This is a genomic window from Streptomyces barringtoniae (assembly GCF_020819595.1).
Taxonomy (GTDB): Bacteria; Actinomycetota; Actinomycetes; order Streptomycetales; family Streptomycetaceae; genus Streptomyces; species Streptomyces barringtoniae.
On the sequence record NZ_JAJHNP010000002.1, the window covers coordinates 147,205 to 163,995 of the forward strand.

Consider the following 16,791-nt stretch of genomic DNA (forward strand, 5'->3'; position numbering starts at 1 on the left):
GACGGATCACCGTGTGGGTATTGCCACACCCTGGGTGGCTGGTCGTGCCGCTAGGGTCTGTCCGCTACCTACAAAAGCCCCGGAGGACCCATGGCGTTCGGCTGGATCGACGAGCAGGCCGAGGCGCGCCGCCGCGCCGGACTCGTACGCACCCTGCGCCCGCGCCCCGCCGACTCAGCCCTGCTGGACCTGGCGAGCAACGACTACCTGGGCCTCGCCCACCACCCCGAGGTCACCGAGGGGGCCGCCCGGGCCGCCCGGACCTGGGGCGGCGGCTCGACCGGCTCCCGGCTCGTCACCGGCACCACCGAACTGCACACCGAGCTGGAGCGCGAGCTGGCCGCCTTCTGCGGCTTCGAGGCGGCGCTGGTCTTCTCCTCCGGTTACGCCGCAAACCTGGCCGCGGTCACCGCGCTCGGTCCGCACGGCTCGCTCATCGTCTCCGACGCGGGCAACCACGCCTCCCTCATCGACGGCTGCCGGCTCGCCCGGGCTGAGCGGCAGGTCGTCGGGCACGCCGATCCCGAGGCGGTGCGCAAGGCTCTGGCCGGCCATCAGGGGCCGGCGATCGTCGTGTCCGACACCGTGTTCTCGGTGGACGGCGACCGGGCGCCGCTGGCCGAGCTGGCCGAGGCGTGCCGGGAGCACGGCGCGGGACTGGTCGTGGACGACGCGCACGGGCTCGGGGTGCTGGGCGACGGCGGCCGGGGCGCGCCGTACGCGGCCGGTCTCGCGGGCTCCGCGGACGTGGTGGTCACGGCCACCCTGTCCAAGTCGCTGGGCAGTCAGGGCGGGGTGGTGCTCGGCCCGGCGCGGGTGATCGACCATCTGGTCAACGCGGCCCGGACCTTCATCTTCGACACGGGCCTCGCCCCGGCGGCGGCCGGCGCGGCGCTCGCCGCACTGCGGCTGCTCGTCCGCGAACCGGAGCGCGCGGCGCGTGCCCGTGCGGTGGCCGCGGACCTGCACACACGGCTGACCGCCGCGGGCCTGGACGCGGTGCGCCCGGACGCCGCGGTGGTCTCCGTGCGGGCTCCGTCCCCGGAGCAGGCGGTGCGCTGGGCGGCCGACTGCCGTACCGCGGGGCTGGCCGTGGGCTGCTTCCGTCCTCCTTCCGTGCCCGACGGCATCTCACGGCTGCGGCTGACCGCCCGCGCGGACCTGTCCGGGGCCGAGATCGAACGCGCTGTACGTGTGATCGGCGAAACGCGACCATGAGTCGGCGTGACACGGCCGTGCTTCGCGCGCGGTCGACTTCGGTCAGAGGGTGGTGAGGAATCCGGTCCAGCTCGCGGCGGAGAAGAGCAGCGCGGGTCCGGCCGGGTTCTTGGAGTCGCGCACGGCGAGCAGTCCGGCCCCGGGGCCGGAGCGCGGCCGGGCCGTCTCCACGCAGTTGTTGGCTCCCGTGCTGTGGCTGCTGCGCAGCCAGCGCACGTCGTGCAGGTCAGTACTGGCAGGGACGTTCCGAGGCAGTGCTGACATGGTGCCTCCTTACGCGCCGTCACCTATCCCGGCGATGTAGTCCAACGTTTCCTCGGGTGAAAGGGCGTGCATCCGAAGGGTGTCGAAGGCCTCCGAGTAGGCCATGAGGTCTTCTTTCCGCTCCAGGTAGAGGCTACTCGTCAACTGGTCAAGAACAACCACGTCCAGATCAGAAGTACTCGGAAATGAGAAGATAACGAAAGGCCCGGTGAGGCCGACATGCGCTCCGGCACCGAACGGCAGTACCTGGAGCCGGACTTGGGGCAGCCGGGCCGCCTCCGTCAGCCGCTCCAGCTGCCGGGCCATCACCTCGGGCCCGCCGACCTCGCGCCGCAGCACCGCCTCGTCCAGCACCGCGCTCAGCACCAGCGGCGGGTGGGCGCGGAGCACGTCCTGCCTGGCCAACCGCACCTCCACCAGTGCGTCCAGGCCCTCCTCGTCCAGGTCCTTCACGGCCGCCCGGGTCACCGCGCGGGCGTACTCGGGCGTCTGCAGCAGGCCGGGTACGACCGTGGTCTCCAGGGTGCGCATCGTGCACGCCTGCGACTCCAGGCTGATGAAGTCCCGGTACGTGGGCGGCAGCACCCCGCGATAGGCGTGCCACCAGCAGTGCCGGTCGCCCGTCCCCTCGGAACCCGCCAGCATCAGCAGCAGTTCGCGCAGTTGCCGGTCCCGCACCTCGTAGGCGTCGAGAAGTAAGCGCACATCGGCCGGCTTCACACCACTGGCACCGGTCTCGATTCGGCTGACCTTCGACTGGTGCCAGCCGACCAGCCGGGCCGCCTCACCGCTCGTGAGCCCCGCACCGGTACGCAGCGTGCGCAGTTCGGCGCCCAGTTTGCGGCGGCGCACTGCCGGCCCGTTCTGCATGGGCTCCTCCTTACTCCTTCCGGGCCGCCCAAATACGGTCTCGCGTCGTAGAGTTCACCGCTTTGGGCGACAGATATATGCACATCTTGGTGGATCGCTCCCCGTGACCGGTCCCGTGATGGCAGTCTGACGAGCGAGCACCAGTCCGGGACCGTACTCGACCATCCGGCTCCGTGTCGGACTGCGGTCCCGCCGGAAAGGGACGACGTCGCCATGGCAGACCATCTGGAAGCATCCGTCACTCTGCCGAGCGATCCCGCCTCGGTCTCCGCCGCCCGCACGTATGTCGTGGGCACGCTCGTGGAGTGGGGCCTGCCGTCGGACACCGACGTGGCCGACACCGTGCGGCTCATCGTCTCCGAACTCGCCACGAACGCCGTACAGCACACCTTCGGTCAGTCACCCACCTTCACGGTCGACATCGCTTTGGACCGTGACGAACATCTGCGCATCGGCGTCACGGACAGTCATCCGCGCTTTCCGAAGAGACTGCCCGCCGCCGTCCAGCAGGACAACGGCCGCGGCATGGTCATCATCCGCTGGCTCACCGCGGAGTGCGGCGGCAAGGTGCGCGTCCGCCCCACCCGGGAGGGCGGCAAGACGGTCTCCATCGAACTCCCTTGGATCCTCCCGCCCGAGCCGGTCCCGGCGGCGGGCTCACAGGAACCGTAGCCCTCCGGGCGGGGCCCGGTGGGCTGGGCGCGCTTTCCGGGGCGCTTCGAGTTCTGGTCGGGAGCTTGGGGCGCGGGAGAGCTTGGGGTGGCGAAGGGGCAGGTGCGAGGGGCATCGGTGGCGACGACCCTATGGGCGGCGAGGAGGAGAGGATGCCGGTGGTGTGGGATGCCGGGGCGGATGGGCCGTCCGGGACGACGGGGCGGGTGCCGGCGGAGGGCTGAGGGCGACTGGTCGGCCACGGCGGGCTCTGGGGCGCGGGTTGGCGGCGTCGGGGCCGGGTGAGGAAGGGGCGGGGAGTTCAGGCGCGGGGACGGGGCCGGTCGGTGGGGGGGGCGGGGACGGCGTGCTGGGCGGCAACCGCTGCGACTCGAGCCTTTGCTGTGGGCGAGGTGGCCGTAGCCGGGGAGAGGCGTACCGGTGCCCGGTGCCCGGTGTTCCGCGGTTCGCTCGGTGCGCGCCGCTGGAGCGGGCCGAGGCGGTGCTCGGACGGCGTTGGTGGCCGGCGTGGGTTCGTCCGCTGCGGGCAGCGGCCGTTGTGGCCGCTGGTAAGGCGTGTCGACGGCTGGCCCTGGCGGTGCCCGAGCCTCTGCGGGCCGGACCAGCCAGACGGGGCCAAGCCACCGAGGGCCGCACCAGCCGGACGCGCCCCCCGCAGGACGCCGTAGCAGACCTCGAGGGCGGGGAGGTCGTGCTCCGGGCCGAGTCAGCCGTAGCCGGGCCCTTGCAGAGCGCTGCTGTGCGCCCGCGGCGGGGATGGACGTCGTTGCCCCTGGATGGCGTACTGGGCGCTCAAGCCCCCTGTGATCGTCCCGCCCGGCCGAAAGCCCCCCGTAGCAGTGCGCGGAAGGCGTCCGCCGCCGGTGCGGATTCGGCGGGGCGGTAGGCCACCGAGATCGTGCGGTGCAGGCGGCCCCCCTCCAGGGGACGCACTCCGACCGGTGTGGATGCCGTGCGGGCCACCATCTCGGGGACGACGGCCACGCCGAGTCCGGCGCTGACGAGGGCGCAGACCACGGCGTACCCGGGGGTCGGGACCAGCAGGGCCGGTGTGGCGCCCGCGTCGGACAGCAGGGCCTCGATGTCCCGGCGGGCCGGATGGTGCGGGGCCATGCTGATCAGCGGCTGGCCGGCCAGCTCCGCCAGGGGCAGCCGGGACGCGGTGCTGCTCAGGGCGTGCCCGGGCGCGGTCACCAGCACCAGTTCGTCCACCAGGATCGGCTCCAGACGTACCGAGGACGGCACGGGGGAGGGCTCGGCGGGGTGGTAGGTGTGGGTCAGGGCCAGGTCCACGTCGCCGGCCGCTACGGCGGTGACGCCGGTCGGCGGGTCGTAGTCCGCGACCGACAGCGTCACGTCCGGATGCGCCCGGCGGAACGCGCTCAGCGCCGGCGGCAGCAGATGCACCCCGGCGGTCGGGAAGGTGCCGAGCCGCAGCGCGCCGCCGGTGAGACCGGTCAGCCGGGCCAGTTCGTGCCGGGCCCGCTCCAACTCGTCCAGCACTCGCCGGGCCCGCGCCACCAGCACCTCGCCCGCCTCGGTCAGCCGGGCCCCGCGGTGGTGCCGGACCAGCAGCGCGGTACCCGCCTCCCGCTCCAGCTTGGCCAGCTGCTGGGACAGGGCGGGCGGTGTGTAGCCGAGGCGGTCGGCGGCCCGGGTGATCGAGCCTGCCTCCGCGACGGCCACCAGCGCGGCCAGCCGGGTCGGGTCGTACACGGGTTCAGGATAAGTCAGCCTGAAGCAATGCTTAAGGCTTACCCAGGAAAGCCGAAATACCTGCTGAAGGCTTCGCCGGGGCAGTCTGGGCGCATGGACGGACAGCTCATCGCCTTCACCGGGATCGCCGCCGGACTGGTCGCCATGCCGGGCGCCGACTTCACCGTGGTCGTACGCAACGCGCTGGTCTCGCGCCGGGCCGGCGCCGTCTGCGCACTCGGCATCGCGGGCGGACTCCTGGTGCACACCGCCCTGGCGGTGGCCGGTGTCGCGGCCGTGCTGGTGGCCGTGCCCGCGCTGTTCCGGGCCTTGCAGCTGCTGGGCGGCGCCTATGTGCTGCAGCTCGGGGTGCGCACGCTGTGGTCGCTGCGGGGGGCCGTCCCGGCGTCCGAGGAGAAGACGCCCGAGCCCGCGCATCCGCTCCGGCAGGGCTTTGTCACCAACGTCCTCAACCCGAAGGCCTCGCTGACCTTCCTCAGCCTGCTGCCGCAGTTCGTGCCCGCCGGGAGCCCCGCACTGCCCCGGACACTGCTGCTCGCGCTCATCGTGTGCGCGCTGGCGCTGGCGTGGTTCCAGGCGGTCGCGCTGCTGGTCGACCGGCTGGGCAGATGGCTGCGCCGGCCCCGGGCCGCCCGTGGGCTCCAGGCGGGCACCGGGGTGGCCCTGACGGTGCTGGGAGCGGCCCTGCTGCTGGAGCCGCTCCTGCGCTGACGGCGGGTCAGCCGGCCTGCCACAGCAGGCAGGCCGACCGACCCCGCCACGGCGGATCGGTCGACCGAACCCGCCACGGCAGATCGGTCAGCCGGCCCTGCCACAGCGGACCGGTCAACCGAACCCGCCACAGCGGACCGGTCAACCAAGCTGCTACGGCCGACCGGTCAACCAAACCTGCCACGGCAGACCGGTCGGCCGGCGGCGCCGTAGCAGACCGGGTCAGCTGACCCGGCCGTACCAGACGCTGTTGGTCCAGATCTTCTGGAGCCGCACCACGTCCCCGGTCCTCGGCGCATGCCAGATCTTCCCGTGCCCGGCGTAGATGCCGACGTGGTAGACGTAGGAACCCGAGTGGAAGAACACCAGGTCACCGGCCTTGCGTTGGCCGGAGGAGATGTGGTGCGTCTTGTTGTACTGCTGGGCGGCGGTACGCGGCAGGGTCTTGCCCGCCTTCTTGAACGAGTAGAGCGTCAGCCCCGAGCAGTCGAACCTGCGCGGCCCGGTGGCCCCGTACTGGTACGGGGACCCCTTCTTGGAGGCCGCGACCTGCAGTGCTTTTGTCGCGAGAGCCGCGGCCGAGGCATCGGTGGCGAGACCGGGGACCGCGATCGAGCCGCCGACGGCGGCGAGGGTGAGGGCCGAGGCCGTGCCGGCCCGGGCCATGAGCGACGGGACACGATTTGGCGCAGTCATGCGCAACCCTTCGTCAGCCGCCTGTGAAGGATGACCTGTCGGATTCGGGCTGGCGAAGTTGCCCGGCCGCGTTGCCGCGGCTTCACCCCAAGGGCTGCTCGGAACCTCCGGCCGTCTGCGGTGAACAGACGAACATCCGTTCCGGCGACCCGTCTTGCTCGGGTCCTCCACTCCTGCCGATCCACTCCTGTCGACCGGTCGTCCGGGCGGCGGCAGGACTCGGCGTCCGCCCGGACCGCCCCGCCGCGGTGGCGGGGGCTTGTCGTCAGTCAGGGATCTTCACGCACACCGGTCCGAAAATCCCAATACCTGAGGGGATTTGTGGCGTTACTCACCACTCACCCGTTCGGGTGGACAGTGTTCCGCTCGAAACGTCGTCAGGTCCCTGACGTAGCCCCGGACCTGGGGCTAAGCGCTTTCCCGTGAACGGCGAACCCGCGTGGAGCGCAAGTCGAAAGGCCCCGAGAACGATCTGGATATACACCGGTCGGCGGTACATCGTTCGGGTCGTTTCAAGTCCGTCCCGAACGGCGCCTGTCGACATCCGGGTCCCGTACGGCTGGTCCGGCGTCCGGATCAGCCGACGCCGTCGGGCGGGAGCGCGACGCGCGCGGTACGGCGGTCACCGTCCAGCACGCGCAAAGCCCGTGCCAGCGTGTCCCCGTGCAGCTCCGTCTCGCCTCGCTGGTGCATCAACGCGAGGGCGTCACGCAGCTCTGCGGCCTTGCGCACGAGGGCCTGGGCGGCCCGCAGCCCGCGATAGGTGTCCCCGCCGTGCGCGGGATTGACGCGGCCCAGCAGGTCGGCGGCCTCCAGGTAACGATCGATCAGATCGCCCTCGGCACGCGTCAGTGCGGGCAGCGGCGGCAGGTCCGGCAGCATCGGCGGCTCACCTCGCGTCCGGTGCGCCGGGGGTGCTCCGCCGGCCGGGCACGACGGCGTCCACCAGGCCGTAGTCCACCGCCGCGGGGCCGCCCAGGACCAAGTCCCGCTCCAGGTCGCGGTGCACCTGCTCGGTGGTGCGCCCGGTGTGCCGTACCAGCATCTCCTCGGTCAGCGCGCGGACCCGGGCCAACTCCTCGGCCTGGATGAGCAGGTCGTTGGTCTGGCCCTGTACCGGCTCGGCGAGCCGGGGCTGGGAGAGCACCATGCGCGCGCCGGGCAGGGTGAACCGCTTGCCCGGCGTGCCGGCCGCGAGCAGCAACGCGGCGTGGGAGGCGGCCTGGCCCAGGCAGTAGGTCGCCACGTCGCAACTGACGTACCGCATCGTGTCGTAGATCGCCGTCAGCGCGCTGAACGCGCCGCCCGGGGAGTTGACGTACAGCGTGATGTCCCGCTCGGGGGCGGCGTGTTCGAGGTACATGAACTGCGCCATCACGTCGTTCGCGGCCGCGTCGTCCAGCGGGGTGCCGAGGAAGACGATCCGGTCCTCGAAGAGCTTGCCGTAGGGGTCGAGCGTGCGGACACCGCCGCCGGTGCGCTCGGTGAACTCGGGCAGGACATGACGGGCAGACGCTCGGGACATGGGGCACCCCTTCTCATCGCACGGCCTCCGACGGGCTCGGCTTCTGTAAAAAATGTACAGGACGTACGTGACGTTATGATGGGGGTATGGCCTACGAGATTCCGGTGACGCAAGCCAGGGCTGAGCTCGCCGACCTGATCAACCGCGTCGTGTACGGCGGTGAGCGCGTCGTCGTGACACGGCACGGCAAGCCGCTGGTCGCGCTGGTCTCGGCCGCCGACCTGGAGCGGCTGGACGCACTCGGGGAGCCGGCCGAGGAGCAGGTCGTCAGTTCGGTCTCGGGTGTCCGTGAGGCCGGTTCCGCCGCGCGTGAACAGCGGCGGTTCGGAATCGCCGCCGAGCACCGCGGTCCCGGCGTGTCCTGAGCCGCGCCGCGTATCGCCGGCCCCGCCGCGCGGTCATCGGTGGATCAAGGTCTGGTTAACGTCGCTGAAACTCCGGCGTTCTAGCCTGCCGGTCCACGCCATCAGGGGTTCTCCTGCCCGGATTGAGGACGATCCGGGGATTTGTCTGTGTGTTACACCTATCCCCGTCGTGATGGCTGCGGCAACCGGACCCCGCACGGTCCGGAGCAAGGACTGTGAGGTGGGACGTGCAACTGACCCCGCACGAGCAAGAGAGGCTGCTGATCCACGTGGCGGCCGACGTGGCCGAGAAACGCAGGGCGCGCGGGCTCCGGCTCAACCACCCGGAAGCGGTCGCCCTCATCACGTCGCACATCCTCGAGGGCGCGCGTGACGGCCGTACGGTCGCCGAGCTCATGTCCTCCGGCCGCAAGCTCCTCACCAGGGACGACGTCATGGACGGGATCCCCGAGATGATCCACGACGTCCAGGTCGAGGCCACCTTCCCGGACGGCACCAAGCTCGTCACCGTCCACGACCCGATCATCTGAGGGGGGCCGCGATGATTCCCGGAGAGATCCTGTTCGCGGACGGCCCCGTCCTCGTCAACGAGGGCCGCGAGGTCACCCGCCTCACCGTCCTCAACGCCGCCGACCGGCCGGTCCAGGTCGGCTCCCACTACCACTTCGCCGAGGCCAACCCCGGCCTGGAGTTCGACCGCGCCGCGGCCCGCGGCAAGCGGCTGAACGTCGCCGCCGGCACCGCCGTGCGCTTCGAGCCCGGCATTCCGGTCGACGTCGAGCTCGTGCCCCTCGCCGGTGCCCGGATCGTGCCGGGGCTGCGCGGGGAGACCGGAGGTGCCCTCGATGCCTGAGATCTCCCGCGGCGCCTACGCCGACCTGTTCGGGCCGACCACCGGTGACCGCATCCGGCTCGCCGACACCGACCTGCTGATCGAGATCGAGGAGGACCGCTCCGGCGGACCCGGTGCCTCCGGCGACGAGGCGGTGTTCGGCGGCGGCAAGGTCATCCGCGAGTCCATGGGCCAGTCCCGCGCCACCCGGGCCGAGGGCACGCCCGACACAGTGATCACCGGTGCCGTCGTCGTCGACCACTGGGGCGTCGTCAAGGCCGACATCGGCATCCGCGACGGCCGGATCACGGCCATCGGCAAGGCCGGCAACCCGGACACCATGGACGGTGTCCACCCCGACCTGGTCATCGGACCCGAGACCGAGATCATCGCGGGCAACGGGCGGATCCTCACCGCCGGCGCCATCGACGCGCACGTCCACTTCATCTGCCCCCAGATCGCCGACGAGGCGCTGGCCTCCGGCATCACCACCCTGGTCGGCGGCGGCACCGGCCCCGCCGAGGGCTCCAAGGCCACCACCGTCACGCCCGGCCCCTGGCACCTCGCCCGGATGTTCGAGGCGATGGAGGCCTACCCGGTCAACGTCGGCTTCCTCGGCAAGGGCAACACCGTCTCGCACGAGGCGATGCTCTCCCAGATCCGCGGCGGCGCGGCCGGCCTGAAGCTGCACGAGGACTGGGGCTCCACCCCGGCCGTCATCGACGCCGCGCTCACCGTCGCCGACCGCACGGGCATCCAGGTCGCCATCCACACCGACACCCTGAACGAGGCCGGTTTCGTCGGCGACACCCTCGCCGCGATCGCGGGCAGGGGCATCCACTCGTACCACACCGAGGGCGCCGGCGGCGGGCACGCGCCGGACATCATGACCGTGGTCTCGCAGCCCAACGTGCTGCCCAGCTCCACCAACCCGACCCGGCCCTACACCGTCAACACCGCCGAGGAACACCTCGACATGCTGATGGTGTGCCACCACCTCAACTCCGCCGTCCCCGAGGACCTGGCGTTCGCCGAGTCCAGGATCCGGCCGTCCACCATCGGCGCGGAGGACGTCCTGCACGACCTCGGCGCGATCTCGATCATCTCCTCCGACTCCCAGGCCATGGGCCGGGTCGGCGAGGTCATCCTGCGCACCTGGCAGACCGCCCATGTGATGAAGCGCAGGCGCGGGGCACTGCCCGGTGACGGACGCGCGGACAACCACCGCGTGCGTCGCTATGTCGCCAAATACACGATCAACCCCGCGCTCGCCCAGGGCCTCGCCGCCGAGATCGGCTCGGTCGAGACCGGCAAACTCGCCGACCTGGTGCTGTGGGAGCCCGCGTTCTTCGGGGTGAAGCCGCAGCTCGTGCTCAAGGGCGGGCAGATCGCCTACGCGCAGATGGGCGACGCCAACGCCTCCATCCCCACGCCGCAGCCGATCCTGCCCCGCCCGATGTACGGCGCGATCGGCCGCGCCCCGGCCGCCAACTCGCTCAACTTCGTGGCCCCGTCGGCGATCGAGGACGGTCTGCCGGAGCGGCTCGGGCTCGGCAAGCGGTTCGCGGCGATCACGTCCACGCGCGCGGTGACCAAGGCCGACATGCGTGAGAACGACGCCCGGCCCGACGTCCGGATCGACCCCGACAGCTTCGCCGTGCACATCGACGGCGAGCTGGTGGAGGCGAGCCCGGCCGCCGAACTGCCCATGGCCCAGCGCTACTTCCTCTTCTGATGGGGGCGTGATGGCACGGGCAGCACTTCTCGTCCTGGCCGACGGCCGCTTCCCCGCCGGGGGCCACGCGCACTCCGGCGGGGCGGAGGCCGCCGTCAAGGCGGGCCGGATCACCTCCGCCGCGAACCTGGAGGACTTCTGCCGGGGCCGGCTGCACACCGCCGGGCTGGTCGCGGGCGCGCTGGCCGCCGCCGCCGTACTCGGTGTGGATCCGGGGGACTTGGACGCGGCGGCGGACGCCCGTACGCCGTCGCCCGCACTGCGGACCGCCGCGCGCAGGCTGGGGCGGCAGCTGATGCGGGCGGCCAGGGCCGGCTGGCCCTGCGACGAACTCGACGCGCTGGCCCGCCGGTTCCCGAAGGGCGCGCACCAGCCGGTGGTCCTCGGTCTGGCCGCGCGGGCGGCCGGGCTGGGGCCGGACGACGCGGCGTACTGCGCGGCGTACGAGAGCGTGAGCGGTCCGGCGACGGCCGCAGTCCGGCTCCTGAGCCTCGACCCGTTCGACGCGACCGGTGTGCTGGCCCGGCTCGCGCCGGAGCTGGACCGCGTCGCGGTGACGGCGGTGGAGGCGGCGCGGAGGGTGCCCGACGAGGGTGTCGATGCGCTGCCGGCCGCGTCGGGGCCGTTGCTGGAGGTCGGTGCGGAATGGCATGCGGCCTGGCCCGTACGGCTGTTCGCGTCGTAGCCATCACCCCCCCCGCGCCCCTACTCTTCCCGTCCTCCAGGGGCTCCGCCCCCTGGACCCCCGATCGGCCTGAACGGCCTCGCCCTCGCACGCCGGACAGTCTGATTGACGCCGGACCCGGCTGAAAACGGAGCCACTGCCATGCACCTCGACCACACCCACTCCGGCCCCGCCGCCCTCAGCGCGGACGCACACCGTCCCGACGGCTCGCACCGCGCCCTGCGCATCGGGCTCGGCGGCCCGGTCGGATCCGGGAAGACGGCCACCGTCGCCGCGCTCTGCCGGGCCCTGCGCGACGAGCTGTCGCTGGCCGTCGTCACCAACGACATCTACACCCGTGAGGACGCCGAGTTCCTGCTCCGGGAGGCCGTGCTGCCACCCGAGCGGATCACGGCCGTGGAGACGGGCGCCTGCCCGCACACCGCCATCCGCGACGACATCTCCGCCAACCTCGAAGCCGTGGAGGACCTGGAGGACGCGGTCGGCCCGCTGGATCTGATCCTCGTCGAGTCCGGCGGCGACAACCTCACCGCGACCTTCTCCAAGGGGCTCGTGGACGCACAGATCTTCGTGATCGACGTGGCCGGCGGCGACGACATCCCACGCAAGGGCGGCCCTGGCGTCACCACCGCCGACCTGCTCGTCGTCAACAAGACCGATCTCGCCCCGTACGTCGGCTCCGATCTCGCCCGGATGGCCGCCGACGCCAAGGACCAGCGGGCCGAACTCCCCGTGGTCTTCCAGTCGTTGCGCCGCGAGCGGGGCGTCGCCGACGTGGCGGCCTGGGTGCGCGAGCGGCTTGCCGCGTGGACGGCATGACGGCCACCGGGGTCCGGGCGGACGCGCGGATCGTGGCCCGCGCCGACGGCCGCGGCGGCACCGCGCTGCCCGTACTGGACGGCGACGGCCCGCTGGCCCTGCGCCGCACCCGGTCCGCCGGCTGCGAGGCGAGGGTCATGGTCGTCGGCGCGATGAGCGGCCCGCTCGGCGGCGACCGGTTCTCCCTCACGGCGAGCGTGACGGAGGGCGCCCGGCTGCACGTCGGCTCCGCCGCCGCCACCCTCGCCCTGCCCGGGCAGGCCAAGGGCGAAGCCCGTTACGACGTACGGCTCGACGTGGCCGACGACGCCGAACTGCACTGGCTCCCGGAGCAGTTGATCTCGGCCCGCGGCAGCGACCTGCACGTCACCACCCGCGCCGAACTCGCCGCCGGAGCCCGGCTCGTGCTGCGCGAGGAGCAGGTGCTCGGGCGGGCGGGGGAGGAGCCCGGGCGGCTCACCAGTCGCCTGACCGTGCGGATCGCGGGACGTGCGGTGCTGGACCAGGAACTGGCCTGCGGGCCCGGGGCGCCGGGGGGCTGGGACGGACCGGCGGGGCTGGCGGGGCACCGTGCGGTGGGTCAACTGGTCGTCGTGCGACCCGAGTTCGCGGGGCATCCGGTCGAGCCCCAGCTGCTGGACGAGTGTACCGCCCTGATACCGCTGGCCGGTCCGGCAGCACTGGTCAGCGCCGTGGCACCGGACGCACTGCGGCTGCGACGACTCCTGGACGCGTCACTGGCAAGTCTCGACGGGCGAACGTGACCATCCGTTTATCGGATTGGTAAAGATGACAGGCACCCCCTGTTCTCAGACGGCTCACAGCCGAGAGGATCCCCGAACTGACCACTCGCAGTGATCCTGATGTAGGGGGAGGGGCCCACTTGAGGGACAACAGACCGAAGAGCCGCCTGCTGGCGCTCGGTTCGGCCGGAGCACTCGTCACCGCCACCCTGATCGCCGGTGCCGTCACGGCGCCCGCGGCCAGCGCCGCCGGCCGGACCGGCCAGGACCGGGAGGCCCAGGGCGCCGCCGTCGCCGCCGCCCGCGCCGCCAAGGCCGGCATCGACTGGCAGGACTGCCCGGCCGACTGGGGGCTGGAGAAGCCCATCCAGTGCGGCTGGGTCAGCGTGCCGCTGAACTACGCCCACCCGTACGGCAAGCAGATCAAGCTCGCCGTGGACCGTATCGGCAACACGGGAACCAAGGAGGAGCGCCAGGGCGCCCTCGTCTACAACCCGGGCGGTCCGGGCGGCTCCGGCCTGCGCTTCCCGCGCCGGGTCACCACCAAGAACGCCGTCTGGGCGAACGTCGCCAAGGCCTACGACTTCGTCGGCTTCGACCCGCGCGGCGTCGGCCATTCCGCGCCCATCTCCTGTGAGGACCCGCAGGAGTTCGTGAAGGCGCCGAAGATGGACCCGGTGCCGGACACCGAGGCGGACAAGACGGCCCAGCGCAAGCTGGCCCGTGAATACGCGGACGGCTGCCTGGAGCGCACCGGCCAGGCCATGCTCCAGCAGATGACCACGCCGAACACCGCCCGCGACCTGGACGTCATCCGCGCCGCCCTGGGTGAGAAGAAGCTCAACTACCTCGGTGTCTCCTACGGCACCTACCTCGGCGCCGTCTACGGCACCCTCTTCCCGGGCCACCTGCGCCGCATGATCGTGGACAGCGTGGTCAACCCCGCCCGCGAGAACATCTGGTACCAGGCCAACCTGGGCCAGGACATCGCCTTCGAGGGCCGCTGGAAGGACTGGGAGGACTGGGTCGCCGCGAACGACGCCGCCTTCCACCTCGGCACCACCCGCGCCGCCGTCCAGGCCAAGTGGCTCGAACTGCGCGCCACCGCCAAGAAGAACCCCATCGGCGGGGTCGTCGGCCCGGCCGAGCTGATCTCCTTCTTCCAGAGCGCGCCGTACTACGACTCCTCGTGGGTGCCGGTCGCCACGGTGTTCGGCAAGTACTTCGCCGGTGACACCAAGGCGCTGGTCGACGCCGCCGCGCCCGACCTGTCGAACACGGCCGGCAACATCTCCGCCGAGAACGGCAACGCCGTCTACACGGCCGTCGAGTGCACCGACGCCAAGTGGCCCACCAGCTGGAAGAAGTGGGACCGGGACAACACCCGGCTCAACGCGGACTACCCGTTCATGACCTGGGCCAACGCCTGGATGAACCTGCCCTGCGCCACCTGGCCGGTCAAGCAGCGGACCCCGGTCGACGTGAAGACCCACAAGGGCCTGCCGCAGGTGCTGATCGTGCAGTCCACCCGGGACGCGGCCACCCCGTACGAGGGCGCCGTCGAACTGCACTCGCGGTTCCAGGGCTCCCGGCTGATCACCGAGAAGGACGCGGGCTCGCACGGTGTGACCGGCCTGGTCAACCCCTGCATCAACCAGCGCGTCGACGCCTACCTGCTCGACGGCAAGCTGGACGGCGCGGACGTGACCTGCGGCCCGCACGCCACGCCCAAGCCGTGACCGGGATCGTACGGTGACGAGGGGCGGCCGGGCTCTCCGGCCGCCCCTCGCTCATGCCACGGCCGCGGCGCGGGTCCGTGGAGACCGCGAAAGACCTGTCGGCACCGGGCTCGTGGGTGAAGAGCGCCTCGCCGCACTCGAGGCCGAGTGCGCACGACTGGTCGCACTCGGCGCGGTACGCGTGCGACTACTGCGTGCCGATGGCTTCGACGAGTCGTGCCTCGCGATGCGGGACGTCGAGGGCAACGAGTTCTGTCTCGACTGATCCGGAATCACCCTTCGGTGTCCGCGGCGTCCTCGGCCGGGTAGTCGAACAGGTCCGGATACGCCCGGGCGAGGAGCGGAAAGCCCTCCCGCCAGTCCCGCCCGGCGAGCGCCTGCGTCAGCCACTCGACCGTCTCCGGCAGGCTCTCGGCGTAGGAGACCACCGGACGGTAGTCCAACTCCCGCTGGGCGGCCGACATGTCGAAGACGACCGGCAGTGGAACCGACCATGGCGTCCTCCCCACGGAACCCTCGGGAGGACCGTCCAGCAGTGCCGTCTCCGTCTCCACGCCCATCACCGCGTCGATCGCCGCCCCGATCCCGGCCACCGTCGGCGCCTCGCCGTCACAGGCGTTGAGTACCCGCGTACCGGGCCGGGCCGCCGCCAGCCGGACGAGCTCGGCGATGTTCCGGGCGCTCGACGGATGGAACCGGCTCTCGCCCCGGTACGACAGCACGCGCCTGCGTCTGCCGTCGAGATTCCGCTTGACGAAGTACAGCTCACGGGCCAGCGGACTGTACGGCCCGTGCACCGCGCCCGGCCGCAGCACGGTCACCGGCAACCGGTCGGCGGCCGCGAGGAGTCCGTGTTCCAGAGCGGCCTTGCGGGTGCTGTACGACGCCTCGCCCGGGGCCACCGTCGGCTGGGTCTCGGGGACCGGCACCGGGTAGGCCGGGAAGCCGTCCGGCTCGTGCAGCGTGTCGAAGTTCCGGCCCTTGCGGTCGTCGTACACGGACACGCTGGAGATCACGACCGCCGAGCCGACACGGCCCGCGAGGGACGTCAACTGCCGGGCGTGCGCGGCATCGTACGCGACCACGTCGACGACCAGGTCGCAGCCGTCGCCGACCACCGCGGCCAGGGCCGCGTCGTCGGAGCGGTCCAGCCGGACCGTGCATACCTCCTCGCCCCACGCCCGGTCCCGGCCGCCGCCCCGAGAGGCCGCCGTCACCTCCCAGCCGTCCCGTACCAGCGCCGCCACCGTCGGACGGCCGATCTGCCCGCTCGCCCCGATCACCAAAGCCCTCTTCATACGGCGAGCCTAGGCACGCCGGCCGCCCGGTCGGCGGCCCTTCTGCCGTCGGCAGAGGCGGCTCAGCCGAGCGGCGCCCGCGGGAACCTGCGCTCCCTGGTGCCCTTCTCGGCGGCCTGCCGCTCCTTGACGACGGCCGCGTACTCGTCGACGTACTCCTGCTCGGACAGCGTCAGGATGGAGTACATGATCTCGTCCGTGACGGCCCGCAGGATCGCCTTCTCCTGCTCCATGCCGGCATAGCGGGAGAAGTCGAGCGGCTTGCCGAAGCGGATGGTGACCGGGCGGATGTGCGGGATGACCTTCCCCGGCGGCTGGGCCTCGAACGTGCCGATCATCGCGCACGGCACGACCGGCACCCCGGCCTTCAGTGCCATCACCGCGACGCCGACCTTGCCCTTGTAGAGCCTGCCGTCGTGCGAACGGGTGCCCTCCGGATAGATCCCCAGCAGCTCGCCCCGGCGCAGCACCTTCAGACCCTCGCGGATCGCCGCCTGCCCCGCATCCTTGCCCGAGCGGTCCACCGGGATCTGTCCGGCGCTGCGGAAGAAGAACGCGGTGAGCCGGCCCTTGAGCCCCGGTCCGGTGAAGTACTCCGCCTTGGCGAGGAAGGTGATCCGGCGCCTGAGCATCGCCGGCATCAGGAAGTGGTCGGAGAAGGACAGATGGTTCCCGGCGACGATCGCGGGGCCGGAGTCCGGCACGTTCTCCAGGCCCTCGATCCGGGGCCGGAAGAACAGTCTCAGCAGGGGACCCAGCAGCACGTACTTGAGCAGGTAGTAGAACACGGCTCGCTCCTCACGTCACCGGCTCCGCTTGGAACCGGCGCTCCCCAGGCCAGATCATCACCCCGGGCATGGGCTGATGTGCACCTGTCGTCATCTGTAGCCATGTTCAGTCGGT

The 16,791-nt window shown here is 71.9% G+C and carries 19 protein-coding genes, 1 pseudogene and 1 riboswitch; of the genes and pseudogenes, 12 read left to right on the plus strand and 8 right to left on the minus strand.

Annotation, left to right across the window (positions count from 1 at the left end; genetic code table 11):
- The first annotated feature begins 90 nt into the window (after positions 1-90).
- Positions 91-1,218: an 8-amino-7-oxononanoate synthase gene (locus LMU33_RS03000; RefSeq protein WP_228617096.1), complete on the plus strand. Its 1,128-nt coding sequence runs from the start codon at positions 91-93 to the stop codon at positions 1,216-1,218.
- A gap of 42 nt (positions 1,219-1,260) precedes the next feature.
- Here the strand turns inward: LMU33_RS03000 and LMU33_RS03005 are convergent, their stop codons facing one another.
- Both LMU33_RS03005 and LMU33_RS03010 read right to left on the minus strand, forming a co-directional pair.
- On the minus strand, positions 1,261-1,482 hold the full coding sequence (locus LMU33_RS03005; RefSeq protein WP_228617098.1) for a DUF397 domain-containing protein: 222 nt from the start codon (positions 1,480-1,482) through the stop codon (positions 1,261-1,263).
- Between the two features lie 9 nt (positions 1,483-1,491).
- The gene (locus tag LMU33_RS03010) at positions 1,492-2,352 is read right to left on the minus strand and encodes a helix-turn-helix domain-containing protein (protein WP_228617100.1); all 861 of its coding nucleotides are present in this window, start codon (positions 2,350-2,352) and stop codon (positions 1,492-1,494) included.
- Positions 2,353-2,565: 213 nt separating this feature from the next.
- On the opposite strand from LMU33_RS03010, the gene LMU33_RS03015 reads away from it, so the two are divergent.
- The gene (locus LMU33_RS03015) at positions 2,566-3,024 is read left to right on the plus strand and encodes an ATP-binding protein (protein ID WP_228617101.1); all 459 of its coding nucleotides are present in this window, start codon (positions 2,566-2,568) and stop codon (positions 3,022-3,024) included.
- A 792-nt stretch (positions 3,025-3,816) separates the two neighbouring features.
- Here the strand turns inward: LMU33_RS03015 and LMU33_RS03020 are convergent.
- A complete protein-coding gene (locus LMU33_RS03020; RefSeq protein ID WP_228617103.1) occupies positions 3,817-4,740 on the minus strand; it encodes a LysR family transcriptional regulator in 924 nt (307 codons plus the stop codon).
- 93 nt (positions 4,741-4,833) lie between these two features.
- Between LMU33_RS03020 and LMU33_RS03025 the strand changes: the two genes are divergently transcribed.
- Positions 4,834-5,451 (plus strand): LysE family translocator, encoded by a 618-nt coding sequence (locus tag LMU33_RS03025; RefSeq protein ID WP_228617105.1) that lies wholly within the window; start codon positions 4,834-4,836, stop codon positions 5,449-5,451.
- 222 nt (positions 5,452-5,673) lie between these two features.
- On the opposite strand, the gene LMU33_RS03030 is transcribed toward LMU33_RS03025, so the two are convergent.
- The 3 genes from LMU33_RS03030 to LMU33_RS03040 form a co-directional block, all read right to left on the minus strand.
- Positions 5,674-6,147: a C40 family peptidase gene (locus tag LMU33_RS03030; RefSeq protein ID WP_228617106.1), complete on the minus strand. Its 474-nt coding sequence runs from the start codon at positions 6,145-6,147 to the stop codon at positions 5,674-5,676.
- 3 nt (positions 6,148-6,150) lie between these two features.
- Positions 6,151-6,304: riboswitch (cyclic di-AMP (ydaO/yuaA leader) on the minus strand.
- A 419-nt stretch (positions 6,305-6,723) separates the two neighbouring features.
- The gene (locus tag LMU33_RS03035; RefSeq protein ID WP_228617108.1) at positions 6,724-7,029 is read right to left on the minus strand and encodes a hypothetical protein; all 306 of its coding nucleotides are present in this window, start codon (positions 7,027-7,029) and stop codon (positions 6,724-6,726) included.
- Positions 7,030-7,036: 7 nt separating this feature from the next.
- Positions 7,037-7,672: an ATP-dependent Clp protease proteolytic subunit gene (locus LMU33_RS03040; RefSeq protein ID WP_228617110.1), complete on the minus strand. Its 636-nt coding sequence runs from the start codon at positions 7,670-7,672 to the stop codon at positions 7,037-7,039.
- Between the two features lie 86 nt (positions 7,673-7,758).
- On the opposite strand from LMU33_RS03040, the gene LMU33_RS03045 reads away from it, so the two are divergent.
- The 9 genes and pseudogenes from LMU33_RS03045 to LMU33_RS03085 all read left to right on the plus strand — a co-directional run.
- The gene (locus tag LMU33_RS03045) at positions 7,759-8,037 is read left to right on the plus strand and encodes a type II toxin-antitoxin system Phd/YefM family antitoxin (RefSeq protein WP_228617111.1); all 279 of its coding nucleotides are present in this window, start codon (positions 7,759-7,761) and stop codon (positions 8,035-8,037) included.
- 227 nt (positions 8,038-8,264) lie between these two features.
- The gene (locus LMU33_RS03050; RefSeq protein ID WP_228617113.1) at positions 8,265-8,567 is read left to right on the plus strand and encodes an urease subunit gamma; all 303 of its coding nucleotides are present in this window, start codon (positions 8,265-8,267) and stop codon (positions 8,565-8,567) included.
- Positions 8,568-8,578: 11 nt separating this feature from the next.
- Entirely contained in the window at positions 8,579-8,890 is a 312-nt protein-coding gene (locus LMU33_RS03055; RefSeq protein WP_228617115.1) for an urease subunit beta, read from the plus strand.
- A complete protein-coding gene (locus LMU33_RS03060) occupies positions 8,883-10,604 on the plus strand; it encodes an urease subunit alpha (protein WP_228617116.1) in 1,722 nt (573 codons plus the stop codon). The genes LMU33_RS03055 and LMU33_RS03060 overlap by 8 nt, the downstream gene beginning before the upstream one ends.
- A 10-nt stretch (positions 10,605-10,614) precedes the next feature.
- Positions 10,615-11,289: an urease accessory protein UreF gene (locus tag LMU33_RS03065; protein ID WP_228617118.1), complete on the plus strand. Its 675-nt coding sequence runs from the start codon at positions 10,615-10,617 to the stop codon at positions 11,287-11,289.
- A 141-nt stretch (positions 11,290-11,430) separates the two neighbouring features.
- Complete coding sequence (ureG, locus tag LMU33_RS03070) at positions 11,431-12,108, plus strand: urease accessory protein UreG (RefSeq protein ID WP_228617119.1); 678 nt, start codon at positions 11,431-11,433, stop codon at positions 12,106-12,108.
- The gene (locus LMU33_RS03075) at positions 12,105-12,872 is read left to right on the plus strand and encodes an urease accessory protein UreD (RefSeq protein ID WP_228617121.1); all 768 of its coding nucleotides are present in this window, start codon (positions 12,105-12,107) and stop codon (positions 12,870-12,872) included. Before ureG ends, LMU33_RS03075 begins: the two co-directional genes overlap by 4 nt.
- A gap of 119 nt (positions 12,873-12,991) precedes the next feature.
- A complete protein-coding gene (locus tag LMU33_RS03080; RefSeq protein ID WP_228617123.1) occupies positions 12,992-14,590 on the plus strand; it encodes an alpha/beta hydrolase in 1,599 nt (532 codons plus the stop codon).
- A gap of 97 nt (positions 14,591-14,687) precedes the next feature.
- A pseudogene (locus LMU33_RS03085) lies at positions 14,688-14,855 on the plus strand (VOC family protein); the annotation flags it as partial.
- Positions 14,856-14,862: 7 nt separating this feature from the next.
- Here LMU33_RS03085 and LMU33_RS03090 read toward each other — a convergent pair.
- On the minus strand, positions 14,863-15,888 hold the full coding sequence (locus tag LMU33_RS03090) for an NAD-dependent epimerase/dehydratase family protein (protein WP_228617124.1): 1,026 nt from the start codon (positions 15,886-15,888) through the stop codon (positions 14,863-14,865).
- A 62-nt stretch (positions 15,889-15,950) separates the two neighbouring features.
- Positions 15,951-16,676 (minus strand): lysophospholipid acyltransferase family protein, encoded by a 726-nt coding sequence (locus LMU33_RS03095; RefSeq protein ID WP_228617126.1) that lies wholly within the window; start codon positions 16,674-16,676, stop codon positions 15,951-15,953.
- Positions 16,677-16,791: the final 115 nt, after the last annotated feature.

Excerpts from the sequence above, each read along its gene's own strand:
- LMU33_RS03000 (WP_228617096.1), top strand. The coding sequence starts at position 91 with ATGGCGTTCGGCTGGATCGACGAGCAGGCCGAGGCGCGCCGCCGCGCC.
- LMU33_RS03005 (WP_228617098.1), bottom strand. The coding sequence starts at position 1,482 with ATGTCAGCACTGCCTCGGAACGTCCCTGCCAGTACTGACCTGCACGAC.
- LMU33_RS03010 (WP_228617100.1), bottom strand. The coding sequence starts at position 2,352 with ATGCAGAACGGGCCGGCAGTGCGCCGCCGCAAACTGGGCGCCGAACTG.
- LMU33_RS03015 (WP_228617101.1), top strand. The coding sequence starts at position 2,566 with ATGGCAGACCATCTGGAAGCATCCGTCACTCTGCCGAGCGATCCCGCC.
- LMU33_RS03025 (WP_228617105.1), top strand. The coding sequence starts at position 4,834 with ATGGACGGACAGCTCATCGCCTTCACCGGGATCGCCGCCGGACTGGTC.
- LMU33_RS03030 (WP_228617106.1), bottom strand. The coding sequence starts at position 6,147 with ATGACTGCGCCAAATCGTGTCCCGTCGCTCATGGCCCGGGCCGGCACG.
- LMU33_RS03035 (WP_228617108.1), bottom strand. The coding sequence starts at position 7,029 with ATGCTGCCGGACCTGCCGCCGCTGCCCGCACTGACGCGTGCCGAGGGC.
- LMU33_RS03040 (WP_228617110.1), bottom strand. The coding sequence starts at position 7,672 with ATGTCCCGAGCGTCTGCCCGTCATGTCCTGCCCGAGTTCACCGAGCGC.
- LMU33_RS03045 (WP_228617111.1), top strand. The coding sequence starts at position 7,759 with ATGGCCTACGAGATTCCGGTGACGCAAGCCAGGGCTGAGCTCGCCGAC.
- LMU33_RS03055 (WP_228617115.1), top strand. The coding sequence starts at position 8,579 with ATGATTCCCGGAGAGATCCTGTTCGCGGACGGCCCCGTCCTCGTCAAC.
- LMU33_RS03060 (WP_228617116.1), top strand. The coding sequence starts at position 8,883 with ATGCCTGAGATCTCCCGCGGCGCCTACGCCGACCTGTTCGGGCCGACC.
- LMU33_RS03065 (WP_228617118.1), top strand. The coding sequence starts at position 10,615 with ATGGCACGGGCAGCACTTCTCGTCCTGGCCGACGGCCGCTTCCCCGCC.
- ureG (WP_228617119.1), top strand. The coding sequence starts at position 11,431 with ATGCACCTCGACCACACCCACTCCGGCCCCGCCGCCCTCAGCGCGGAC.
- LMU33_RS03075 (WP_228617121.1), top strand. The coding sequence starts at position 12,105 with ATGACGGCCACCGGGGTCCGGGCGGACGCGCGGATCGTGGCCCGCGCC.
- LMU33_RS03090 (WP_228617124.1), bottom strand. The coding sequence starts at position 15,888 with ATGAAGAGGGCTTTGGTGATCGGGGCGAGCGGGCAGATCGGCCGTCCG.